The following is an 11,020-nucleotide window of genomic DNA, read 5'->3' as shown; positions in this document are numbered from 1 at the left end:
GTGTTGCTTGCAGTGCTTGTTCTATATTCACAAAAAAATCCGTAGTTAGTTTCCTAACTACGGATTTTGCATGATCGTTTGGATCGGTCAACCGGTCATTTTCTTAACTGATCGGCATTAGCCTTACGGCCCTTTGAGTTAAATAACGAAAGGGAGGTTAGTAATTAAAAACGGTATTCTGCGCCTACGTAGTAGTAAGCACCGTTAAATCCAAATGGAGCCGAACGACGTGAGTAGTCAAACACACCTGAGCTGCTTATTACTGTGTCGCCACTAGCATCCACAATAGTACCTGAGCGAGAGTTACCTATTTCGTTTTTATCTGGGTAAACATCAAACAAGTTATTTGCACCAATATTTACCGACAAATCTTCAGTAACGAAGTAGTTAACTTTAACGTCAGTTAAAATTTCTGCGCCATACGTTTGACGACCACCATCTTCTACTGTGTACTCACCAAAGCGATTAAGTGACAGGTTAACTGTCCAATCGTCACGTTGATAAAGCGCACTTAAGTTAATACGATCCTCTGGTTGCCACTCTTCAATAATAGAGATGTCTTCAGCTGAAAATATATCTTCTACGTTTACTGTCTCAAGGCTTGAGCCAGCAGGCGAAAATAACGATACAACATCTGTTTTAGTAAAGTTAGCTGCAAGTGTAAAATCAAGCGTGCCGCCTAAACCTTCAGTGTTCCACGTTGCTACAAAATCAACACCACGAGTTTCTGTATCAGCACCATTTAAGAAGAACTGACCTACGCCAGCACCCGCACTATTTAGTGCAGCATCAAGGCTTGTAGATAAACCTTTACCTAAGCGGTCACTAATTACAATACGGTCGTCAATATCAATTGAGTAGTAATCAACGGTTACATTAATATTATCTGTAACGTTATATACAATACCTAAACTACGGTTTTGTGATTTTTCTTCTTTAAGCTTTGGAATACCTAAGCTTTGCGCAAGTGTTGAATCATTTCTAAATGTACCAACCTCTTCTGCAACTAAATTACCATTAGTACCAACAACAAATTGCGTACTTACGTTATTAAAGTAAAGCTGCTGCATTGAAGGCGCTCTAAAACCTGAGCTTAATGCACCACGTAGTGAAATATCGTCGGTTACAGACCAGTTACCAGCAAGCTTAAAGTTTACTGTATCACCAAAGCCTTTGTAGTTATCGTAGCGAAGTGCACCCGATAAAATTACATCTTCAATCACATAAGCTTCTGCATCTACGTAAAATGAAATTACATCACGCGATTCATCAACTGATGACGCAGGAGCTGAACCACCAAAACCTTGTGAACCACCTGATGCATCTTCAGAGCCAACACCACCACTTAAGCCGTTGTAAATACTTACACCGTTGGTTGTATCGTAATCGCGGTATGCGTACTCATTACCTTCTAAAATGCGATATTCGTCAGTACGGATTTCTGCACCCATTGCTAAAGAATAATCATCAAAGTTTTGCGTAAAATCAATATTGATTGTTTGCAGTGATAATTCCATGCCGTAAGCGTACGCTTCACGTGGGATAGTTGTACGAATATCAGCAGCACTTAAACCTTGGTCATAACGTAAAAAGTTAGCGTATGAGGCATTGATAGTGTCACTTGTCGTGTAATCAATGCTGTTTTCACCATAGGTGTAAGATAAATCAAGGCTTGCATCGTTATCAAACTCAGTTTTATAACCAAAGTTGTACGAGATATCGTCGATAGTTGTATTAATTTTTGGTAAGAAACCTAGCGGAATCGTCGCATCATTATCTTGTAGTACTGGGTTACCACCTGCATTTGCATTATGACGGAAAAATGCAGCCGACTCATTTTCACGTGTTGAGTAAGTAATAAAGCCGTAAAGCTCGCCATCACCTAACTCGTAACCGGTATTAATTGTTAAACCAAACTGCTGAGAATCAGCATCACCAATTCTGAATGTATCACGATCGGCTGTCAGCTCACGCGGATCGCCAGCAAGTAAAGTACCGTCACTTAGTTCTGTACAACCATAAAACTGACAAGAGCCATGTAAACCTGCACGGTTAGTCGGTGCACGGTCACGGTAATTGATAGTTGTATTTAAATAACCGTCATCACCTAGCGCAAAGCCTTTATTAAAATCAAGGTTAATGGTTTCGCCATCGCCTTCAGAATATTGACCGTAGTTAATAGCCGCTTTGCCACCTTCGCTACCATCCTTAAGCACAATATTAATAACACCTGCAATTGCATCAGAACCATACTGAGCAGCAGCGCCATCACGTAATACTTCAATGCGTTTAATTGCAGAGGCTGGAATTGCATTCATGTCAGTACCTGCGGTACCACGCCCAACAGAGCCATTAATATGAATAATACTTGCTTGGTGACGACGTTTGCCGTTAATTAAAACCAATGTTTGATCGGGGCCCAAACCGCGAAGTGTCGCAGGTCTTAAAGCATCAGTACCGTCACTAATTGCAGAGCTTGAAAAGTTAAATGAAGGAGCGATAGACTGTAGCATACGACCAACTTCTGTTTGGCCTGTATTTTCAAGCGCTTCTGCACTTAAGATATCTACTGGAACGGGTAAATCTTCAACTGAACGTCCTGCTACACGGCTACCGACAATAGCAATTTTTTCAATTTTTTCTTGAGCGACTTCTTCTGCTGCGTTTACACCTTGCGAATTTACTGCAAGTAAAGCTGGTAATACTGCTGCACTGACCGCTGAAAGCTTCATCATGTTGTTATCATTCCTGTTGATTTGTTTGAGTTTTATACTCAGTAAACCATTTTGATCAACAACCGCATCGAGTTCAGTCCCACCTAATAATGCCTCTAGAGCATCTAGCTGAGTGTAAAATCCATAAACTGAATTTGCGTCATACTGCTTTGCCAACTCATAAGAAAACACCACGGTTTGCTCTGTTTGTTTAGCATATTCAATTAAGGCTTTGTCTGCTCGCTGCGCTTTTATATCAAATTGCACCATTTGCCCAGTGGTTTGAGTTGCTGCTTGTACACTCAAGCTAAAAATAGCCGGTACAAGCACACTAAATCCACTCAATAAATGCGTTTGGTTACTGCGCAACTTATATAAACAGCTGACAAACAAAAATCCTCTATGGTTTTGTTTCTTTTTTTTAATGTTTTTTTTACGTTCAATCTTTATTGATGCAACTTTATCTAACATTAGTTTGATTTGCATAACGTCTACTTATGATTCTGTATGGTGTTTTAGCGTTACTACATGCTCACCTAAACGCTCATGATCAATCGAAAAATTAGTTTGTAAACTTTCTAGTAAACCTTCAACGTCACCCGCTTTAAATACCCCAGCTACTTTAATGCTGGCAAGCTCGGCTGATGAAAGCTCAAAACGTGTGGCGGTATAGCGACTTACTTCATTTAAAGCATCGCTTAGCTCTTCTCCGTTAAAAATAAGCATGCCATTTTGCCATGCCAAATCGCGTTGTACGTCGTTCATTGAAAGCTGGGTAATTGGCTTTGTAACACTCTGCTTTATAACTACCTTTTCGCCTGAGGTAACGATATTGGCATTAATTTGACGAATTTTTTGCGTGCTGTTATCTGCAAGCTGATAATCTTTAAAGTCATTTGCGTCAACCGCTACACTAGGGTCGGTGATCATCACTTTGCCTTCGGTAACAACAAGCTCTAAATCTGATGAGGTATTACGCTGTACATTAAACACGGTACCGAGTGCAGTAAAGCTTTTGTCGCCGGCCATAACACTAAACGGACGCGTGGCATCTTTTGCTACGTTAAAACGCCCTTCTCCACGACTAAGTAACAACTGCCTGCGGCCTTTGCTATAAGCAACTTCTAGTAAGCTATTAGTATTAAGCTGCACTATAGTACCGTCTGGCAATACATACGTTGCTTGCTCGCCTACTTTTGTTTTGTAAATTTTAGTGTAGTTAACTTTTGCAAGCTCTTGGTTATAGCCGTTTTCTAAATTAATTAATAAGTAGCTGCATACCATTAACGCTGCAAATAAGCTCGCTGCAATTGAGTAAGAAAACATCCACTTATTTTTTGATGCTTTAGTATTGTTACGCTGAGGAAATAAATGACTTAATTCATTTAACACCGAAAGCTCATCCCAAAGCTGAGCAAGCTCGTATATAGAGTCTTGATGGGCGATGCTTTGCATCATCCATAATTTAAATTGCTCTTTTTCATCATCAGTTAAACCACGATCAATCGCGCTTATCCAATCACATGACTTTTCTAAAATTAAATCTTTTGAATTAAATTGATGAACATTACTCATTCTGCGACCCTCTTAACTGATATAGGGTGTGCTTGAGCTTTAGGATGCGTTTGAGAGCCTTGCTCATGTTCACGCATGTACAACATGGTTTGTAACAACCCTTTGGCAATGTGTTTTTCAACAGTGCTTTGGCTTAACTGCATTTGGTCTGCGATCTCTTTTTGGCTCATGCCGTAAACTTTTTTTAATATAAAGCATTTACGGATCGATGAGCTTAGTTGCTCAGTAGCTCTACAAAAAAGTAAAAAGCGCTCTTTAGATGTGTATTCATCCTCAAGCTTCATTGATTTAAGTAATACGGGTAATTCGTTATCGTTTTCTAACGAATCATTAAATTTGTTGTCCCACTTAGCTATATGGTTAAGTGCTAGGTGTTTTGCTGTTTTAAGCATGTAACTGCGGGTAAACTGTATATCTTGCTTTAAATCAGCTTCGTAGCTTTTTACAAAGGTTTCTTGCACAATATCTTCTACATCGTCGGGTTGGACAATGCGCGATACAAAACGTTTGAGCTGTTTAGATATATCAACAAATGTTGACGTGAATTTTACTTTTTTCGTCATCCTTAACATCCACCTGTTGTTATTTTTATTATTAGGGCGTGTTGGCCTTTCGTGGTTGAATTTGCAGCAGTACGTTTGGTATTTAGGCAAGGCAGAGCCTATGTAGTGTGGTTATTCCCCATAAATAGGTGATAACGCAGCATAAATGCCAAACATGCGCTGCCCTTTGAGCTCGATCTAGGGACGATTAACTCTTTGTTGCACGGTTTTGACTTAGCCCGCTAGGTTACAAACCTCGCGCCGCGATTAAATCGTACCTAGATTGAACAAATTTCAATTCACAAAGGTCAACACGCCCCATTAGATTACGAGTTTTTGATATAAAAACAAGCTCAAATGTTAATTTTGGGTTATTTAAATGGATAGGAAGATAAATGAGTAAATTTTTAGATTATATCCGCCTTAGTTTCTTTGCATTCGGTTTACTACTTGGGGTGCAAATCCCTGCATTTGTAAGCGATTTTGGCCAAGCATTATCAGCCCAATTAATTGAAGCTAATAGTGCCATTGCACCTTTTAAAAACGATGCAGCTAAGTATTTTAATAATGATTTAAATAAGCTAATTAAACACTATAAAAATATTGATGATGGGATTGTGAATAAGGGGGCAAGTAATATCAGTACACTTTACACACGACAACAAGACTTACAGATAGCCGTAAATAGGTTTGCGCAATCTCCATATATTTTTACTATGATCAGTGGCATGAGCGATGTAAAGCAACAAGTGTGGCAACGCTTTGAAGGTCAAATCATTTTAAAAAAAGACTCTATTATAGCCGCCATTGTTGCAGCTATTATAGTTGCCGTACTAGCAGAACTTACTGGTTATTTATTTTTAACTGGAGCAAAGCGCTCATTTAAACGCTTACTCGCAGCTCAAAAATAACGATTTCATAAAGTCATAAAAAACATCGGTTTTGCGGGTAGTTAAACTATTTTGCGGACGTAAAAACCACACTGGCGCATCATCTTGTGCCATTACACCGGGCATAACTTCAACTAAAATGCCATTTTTAAGATCTTCATTAATCGCTATTTTAGATTTAATAGCTATACCATGCCCTGCAATAGCAGCTTGGGTCATATTATCGGAGTTTGAGATAGTAAAACGGGTTTTAGCATTAAAAGTATGGATTTTTTTATGCTCGTCAAAAAGCTTTAACTGTCGTTGCCACGGTAAACATACCCAATAATGATCGCTCAATTGCGTTAAATTTTCAGGCATGCCGTACTTTTCTATATAGCTGGGAGCTGCGCAAAGTATGCGGCTATTGTTTACTATTTTACGAGAAAGCAGCCCTGAGTCATTTAATTGCCCAACTCTAATAGCAACGTCCTGTGCATCATCAACCACATTTACAAAATGATCCGTTATTAAAAAATCAAGTTTTAGCTCTGGATAAGCGTGCTCCAGCTCATTAAGTCTAGGCATTACATATTTTGAAAAAATCCAAGGCGGCATAGTCACGCGTAATAAACCACTCACTGATGAGCTTCGTGCACCAATACTATGCTCAGCGTCTTGCAGCGCCTCCATTATAGCGCCAACTCGCGTATAAAATATTTCACCTGCTGGAGATAACCGCACTCGCCTGCTGTCTCTAAAAACAAGTACTGTTGCAAGCTCACGTTCTAATTTACTTAAGCGATGGCTTACTGTTGCAGGCGATAAACGCTGCTCGCGCGCAGCAGCAAGCACTCCTTTATTTTCAACTACTGCTATAAATGTTTCTAGGTCGCTTAAATTATACATAAAGATGCCATTGTGCACTTTTCAATGTTTAATATTTTCGAATGAAGCTTTCAGTTTTGCAATGTTTATTTAAATATGTAAAACACTATAATTGCAGATAGTCTAATTATTGAGGTTCAATCATGAGTTTAAAAGCGCAAATAGATGCCTACAACGTACAAAAAGATGCCAAATTACCGGCTGACGTTTTGGCATTAATGAACACTACAAACGAAGAGCTTATTGCACAGCATATTAAAGACAATGCGTTGCAAATTGGTCAAAAAGTAGAAAGCTTCAGCCTTGCCAATCATAAAGGCGAAAACATTGAGCTTGCGGATTTATTAAAAAAAGGCCCGGTAATTATTAGCTTTTATCGTGGTGGCTGGTGCCCATATTGTAATTTAGAGCTAAAAGCACTGAACGATTACTTACCGCAATTTAAAACTCAAAGTGCTCAATTAATAGCAATATCACCGCAGTTACCTGATGAAACTCTCTCAACTGCACAAAAAAACGGCCTCGAATTTGACGTGCTTTCAGATGTGAGTAATAAAGTAGCTGAGCAATTTGGCTTATTGTTTACACTAGATGAGCGTATTCAAGCGTTATATACCGAGTTTGGTATTGATTTTGAACACTACTACGGCGATAAAAGCTTTAAATTACCGCTACCGGCCACCTACGTAATAAATCAAGAAGGTGTTATTACATACGCATTTTTAAGTGAAGACTACACCCTACGCGCAGAACCTATTGATGTTATGACAGCACTTGAATCGGAGAAAAATTAATGTCTATTTTAAAATCGTTAAAAACACTGACTCTTTCACTACTTGTGGGCACAAGCCTTGTATCAGGTTATGCAGTAGCTGATGAACCAAAAGAGCAAACAAAGCCTAAAGTACTTATTTTTGATGTAAACGAAACCTTGCTTGATTTAACGTCAATGCGAACTTCTATTGGTAAAGCATTAGGCGGACGTGAAGATTTATTACCACTGTGGTTTTCAACTATGTTGCACCATTCACTAGTAGATACTGTAAGCGGTAGTTATCACGACTTCGGACAAATCGGCGTGGCATCACTTCTTATGGTTGCTCAAAACAACAACATTGATATTACAAGTGAACAAGCCAAAACAGCGATTGTTACACCGCTTCTAACTTTGCCACCACATTCTGATGTTAAAGAAGGACTGGCAAAACTTAGAGCACAGGGCTATAAATTAGTAAGCCTTACAAATTCTTCAAACAAGGGTGTAAAGGCACAGTTTGAAAGCGCAGGTTTAACATCTTACTTTGACGCACGTTACAGCATTGAAGATATTAAAATTTATAAACCTGATTTACGTGCTTATGAATGGGTACTTAAAAAGTTAAACGTAGCACCAAATGAAGCAATGATGGTTGCAGCCCATGGCTGGGATGTTGCTGGCGCAAAAGAAGCAGGCTTACAAACCACTTTTATTGCTCGCCCAGGTAAAGCACTTTACCCATTAGCTAAAAAGCCAGATCACGTTGTGAAAGATTTACATGAATTAGCCGCTCTACTTAAATAAGTATGCGCTGATGAATCAATACCCAAGCGGCCAATGTTAGGATGACATTGGCCGCTTTTTTATACCTAACCCTAATAATTTAGAATTTTAGTGTATTTATTTTCATAAAAAACATGTTAAAAAATTGAATGTAAACAAAGCATTTAGCCCGCTATGAGTTACTTTATCTGCTAGCAATTTAGTACTCACAACGCTACTATTAAATAAATACGTGGTGGAGAACATAATGAATAGTGAAAGATTAGGTGAGTTTGAGCAGTACTTTCAAATTAATGAAAGTATAAGAGTGAATTTATTCGCCGTATCGAGCGAACAAGTTCCTAAATCGCAGCTTGAGCTTGAAGACGATATCCCCCCACTATTTAGATTAGCTAATGAAGTGAGTGAGCTTGAGCAAAGCTCGTTACGCCCACTGCGTAACTTAGGCGATATAGCACAAGAGCTAGCTACATTTTTACAAGCGCAGTCACGTAAAATAGATTTAATAATGAGCCATATTTTGGCCTCAGAACAAGCCCAAGATAACGCAATTCAATGTGATAGTTACGGCGGTGGCGGTATTCGCTTCACTTCTCCTGAAGTACACTCAATTGGCCAAACATTCAGAACTAAGCTGTTTTTGCACCACGAAGCCTCTGCTGTGTACTGTTACACTGAAGTTGTGGCAGTAGAAAAGCAAGATAGCGAATATTATCAATACACCCTGCTTTTCACCGCTATTAGAACCACTGACCAAGAACTAATTGTTAGAGCGAGTTTACATGCTCAAACCCGCCAACTTAAAAAACGTCAAGAATTAGAACTAGCCCAAGATGATTCAAACAACGATAATTAGCTGACATCTTTTTGTAAAATGCTAAACTAGTGTCATCTTAATTAGTATATAAAATTCATGAACTTTAGACTTTTACCAGAATGGGCCCAGCAAGACGCTGTTATGCTTACGTGGCCTCATAAAGACACCGATTGGGCTGATAATTTAGCACGTGTAGAACCTGTGTATGTTGAGCTTGCTAAACATATAACAACGCAGCAACAGCTTGTTATTGTGGCGCATAACAGTGCCTTAAAAATGCATATTACAGCATTGCTAAATAGCGCTAGCATCTCTCTTAATCGTGTTCATTTTGTAGTAACGCCTACTAACGATACGTGGGCACGCGATCATGGTCCGCTTACTTGCGCCGCCATTGACTCACCAGAGCAATTAAAAATTTATGATTTTACTTTTAATGGTTGGGGCAACAAGTTTGAAAGTGCATTAGACAATCAAATTAATCGTACATTGGTAAAAGAGCTAAGTAGCAAAAAAAATCAATATCAAGCGCTCGATATGGTGCTTGAAGGTGGCGGTATTGAAATAAACGAGCATGGTGTGTTGCTAACAACCAGCGAATGTTTACTCAATAAAAATCGTAACCCAGATTTAAACCCTGCTGACATAGAAGTACTTTTAAAAGAGCACTTAGGCGCAACGAGCTTTTTATGGGTTGATCATGGCTATTTAGCGGGCGATGACACCGACAGCCACATTGATACCTTAGTGCGCTTTGCACCAAATAATACCCTTGTATATGTAAAGTGCGACGATGAAACTGATGAGCACTACAGCGCACTTGATGCGATGGAAAAACAACTAAAAACCTTTAAAACAGCCGATAACACCCCATATAACTTAATTAAGTTACCGTGGCCAAAAGCCGCTTATGACGATGAGCAAACACGCTTACCGGCTACCTACGCTAACTACTTAATTATTAATAATGCGGTGCTTGTGCCAACGTATAATGATGCCAATGATGAACGTGCTCTAGCGCAAGTTCAAATAGCATACCCACAACACATTATTATTGGCGTTAATTGCCAGCCAATAATTGAACAATTTGGCAGCCTGCACTGTATTACAATGCAATTACCTCGTGGATTTTTAGCTGGAGCAGCACAATGACAAGCCCTGCAAAATTAACCGTTGCATTAGTGCAACAAAGCAACAGCGATAGTGCTGAACAAAATATGGCAAAATCAATGACTGCCATTCGTGAAGCCGCTCAAAAAGGTGCTAAACTGGTTGTACTTCAAGAGTTACATCGAAGCCTCTATTTTTGCCAAACCGAAAATGTTGACGTATTTGATTTAGCCGAAACCATTCCGGGCCCTAGCAGTAATGCCTTAGGTGAGCTTGCTAAAGAGCTAAGCATTGTAATTGTGGCCTCTTTATTTGAAAAACGCGCAACGGGTCTTTATCACAACACCGCAGTTGTATTAGAGCAAGACGGTAGCATTGCCGGTAAATACCGCAAAATGCACATTCCTGATGATCCTGGCTTTTACGAAAAATTTTACTTTACCCCTGGTGATATCGGGTTTGAGCCGATTCAAACCTCGGTAGGTAAATTAGGCGTGCTAGTATGTTGGGATCAATGGTTTCCTGAAGCGGCGCGTTTAATGGCGATGGCAGGCGCTGAGGTATTAATTTACCCTACTGCTATCGGTTGGGATATAAATGACGACGTTGCTGAGCAAACTCGTCAAAAAGATGCCTGGGTTATTAGCCAGCGTGCTCATGCTGTTGCCAATGGCGTACCAGTAATTAGTTGTAACCGCGTAGGCCATGAAAGTGACCCAAGCGGACAAAGCGATGGTATTGCGTTTTGGGGTAATTCGTTCATTGCAGGCCCACAAGGCGAGTTACTAGCCGAGGCTAATAATACTGATGAGCAAATTTTAGTGGTAGAAATTGATCAAAAACGCTCAGAAAACGTAAGACGTATTTGGCCGTTCCTACGTGATCGACGAATTGATCACTACAAAGACCTAACAAAAATATACCGAGACTAAGTAACCTGCGCTCTGGTTAAATAATATAATGGC

The 11,020-nt window shown here is 39.5% G+C and carries 10 protein-coding genes; 6 read left to right on the top strand and 4 right to left on the bottom strand.

Features of this window, described 5'->3' with window-relative positions; all coding sequences use genetic code 11:
• Positions 1 to 164: 164 nt before the first annotated feature.
• The 3 genes from I6F48_RS11695 to I6F48_RS11685 are packed head-to-tail and all read right to left on the bottom strand — an operon-like array spanning position 165 to position 4,852.
• A complete protein-coding gene (locus I6F48_RS11695) occupies positions 165 to 3,200 on the bottom strand; it encodes a TonB-dependent receptor plug domain-containing protein (protein ID WP_197119475.1) in 3,036 nt (1,011 codons plus the stop codon).
• Between the two features lie 9 nt (positions 3,201 to 3,209).
• The gene (locus tag I6F48_RS11690) at positions 3,210 to 4,289 is read right to left on the bottom strand and encodes a FecR family protein (RefSeq protein WP_197119474.1); all 1,080 of its coding nucleotides are present in this window, start codon (positions 4,287 to 4,289) and stop codon (positions 3,210 to 3,212) included.
• Positions 4,286 to 4,852 carry an RNA polymerase sigma factor gene (locus I6F48_RS11685; RefSeq protein ID WP_024594383.1) on the bottom strand — a complete coding sequence of 189 codons (567 nt, stop codon included), beginning with the start codon at positions 4,850 to 4,852 and terminating at the stop codon, positions 4,286 to 4,288. The genes I6F48_RS11690 and I6F48_RS11685 overlap by 4 nt, the downstream gene beginning before the upstream one ends.
• A gap of 374 nt (positions 4,853 to 5,226) precedes the next feature.
• Between I6F48_RS11685 and I6F48_RS11680 the strand changes: the two genes are divergently transcribed.
• The gene (locus I6F48_RS11680) at positions 5,227 to 5,742 is read left to right on the top strand and encodes a DUF2937 family protein (RefSeq protein ID WP_197119473.1); all 516 of its coding nucleotides are present in this window, start codon (positions 5,227 to 5,229) and stop codon (positions 5,740 to 5,742) included.
• Here I6F48_RS11680 and I6F48_RS11675 read toward each other — a convergent pair.
• A complete protein-coding gene (locus tag I6F48_RS11675) occupies positions 5,722 to 6,609 on the bottom strand; it encodes a LysR family transcriptional regulator (RefSeq protein WP_165728821.1) in 888 nt (295 codons plus the stop codon). The genes I6F48_RS11680 and I6F48_RS11675 overlap by 21 nt on opposite strands.
• A gap of 122 nt (positions 6,610 to 6,731) precedes the next feature.
• Between I6F48_RS11675 and I6F48_RS11670 the strand changes: the two genes are divergently transcribed.
• The 5 genes from I6F48_RS11670 (at position 6,732) to I6F48_RS11650 (ending at position 10,987) form a co-directional block, all read left to right on the top strand.
• Positions 6,732 to 7,382 carry a peroxiredoxin-like family protein gene (locus tag I6F48_RS11670; RefSeq protein WP_197119472.1) on the top strand — a complete coding sequence of 217 codons (651 nt, stop codon included), beginning with the start codon at positions 6,732 to 6,734 and terminating at the stop codon, positions 7,380 to 7,382.
• The gene (locus tag I6F48_RS11665) at positions 7,382 to 8,149 is read left to right on the top strand and encodes a haloacid dehalogenase type II (protein WP_165728823.1); all 768 of its coding nucleotides are present in this window, start codon (positions 7,382 to 7,384) and stop codon (positions 8,147 to 8,149) included. The genes I6F48_RS11670 and I6F48_RS11665 overlap by 1 nt, the downstream gene beginning before the upstream one ends.
• Before the next feature lie 226 nt (positions 8,150 to 8,375).
• Entirely contained in the window at positions 8,376 to 8,984 is a 609-nt protein-coding gene (locus I6F48_RS11660; RefSeq protein WP_197119471.1) for a PilZ domain-containing protein, read from the top strand.
• 57 nt (positions 8,985 to 9,041) lie between these two features.
• On the top strand, positions 9,042 to 10,097 hold the full coding sequence (locus I6F48_RS11655; protein WP_197119470.1) for an agmatine deiminase family protein: 1,056 nt from the start codon (positions 9,042 to 9,044) through the stop codon (positions 10,095 to 10,097).
• The gene (locus I6F48_RS11650; RefSeq protein WP_197119469.1) at positions 10,094 to 10,987 is read left to right on the top strand and encodes a carbon-nitrogen hydrolase; all 894 of its coding nucleotides are present in this window, start codon (positions 10,094 to 10,096) and stop codon (positions 10,985 to 10,987) included. Before I6F48_RS11655 ends, I6F48_RS11650 begins: the two co-directional genes overlap by 4 nt.
• The last annotated feature ends 33 nt before the right edge of the window (positions 10,988 to 11,020 follow it).

The sequence above is a fragment of the Pseudoalteromonas sp. SWYJ118 genome (assembly GCF_015864505.1).
In the GTDB taxonomy this organism is placed as follows: domain Bacteria; phylum Pseudomonadota; class Gammaproteobacteria; order Enterobacterales; family Alteromonadaceae; genus Pseudoalteromonas; species Pseudoalteromonas arctica.
Note: the sequence above shows the minus strand (reverse complement) of the source record. Positions and strands in the feature narration are given on the sequence as shown.

What these genes read in the sequence shown, in the direction of transcription:
- I6F48_RS11695 (WP_197119475.1), bottom strand. Translation starts at nt 3,200, where the DNA reads ATGCAAATCAAACTAATGTTAGATAAAGTTGCATCAATAAAGATTGAA.
- I6F48_RS11690 (WP_197119474.1), bottom strand. Translation starts at nt 4,289, where the DNA reads ATGAGTAATGTTCATCAATTTAATTCAAAAGATTTAATTTTAGAAAAG.
- I6F48_RS11685 (WP_024594383.1), bottom strand. Translation starts at nt 4,852, where the DNA reads ATGACGAAAAAAGTAAAATTCACGTCAACATTTGTTGATATATCTAAA.
- I6F48_RS11680 (WP_197119473.1), top strand. Translation starts at nt 5,227, where the DNA reads ATGAGTAAATTTTTAGATTATATCCGCCTTAGTTTCTTTGCATTCGGT.
- I6F48_RS11675 (WP_165728821.1), bottom strand. Translation starts at nt 6,609, where the DNA reads ATGTATAATTTAAGCGACCTAGAAACATTTATAGCAGTAGTTGAAAAT.
- I6F48_RS11670 (WP_197119472.1), top strand. Translation starts at nt 6,732, where the DNA reads ATGAGTTTAAAAGCGCAAATAGATGCCTACAACGTACAAAAAGATGCC.
- I6F48_RS11665 (WP_165728823.1), top strand. Translation starts at nt 7,382, where the DNA reads ATGTCTATTTTAAAATCGTTAAAAACACTGACTCTTTCACTACTTGTG.
- I6F48_RS11660 (WP_197119471.1), top strand. Translation starts at nt 8,376, where the DNA reads ATGAATAGTGAAAGATTAGGTGAGTTTGAGCAGTACTTTCAAATTAAT.
- I6F48_RS11655 (WP_197119470.1), top strand. Translation starts at nt 9,042, where the DNA reads ATGAACTTTAGACTTTTACCAGAATGGGCCCAGCAAGACGCTGTTATG.
- I6F48_RS11650 (WP_197119469.1), top strand. Translation starts at nt 10,094, where the DNA reads ATGACAAGCCCTGCAAAATTAACCGTTGCATTAGTGCAACAAAGCAAC.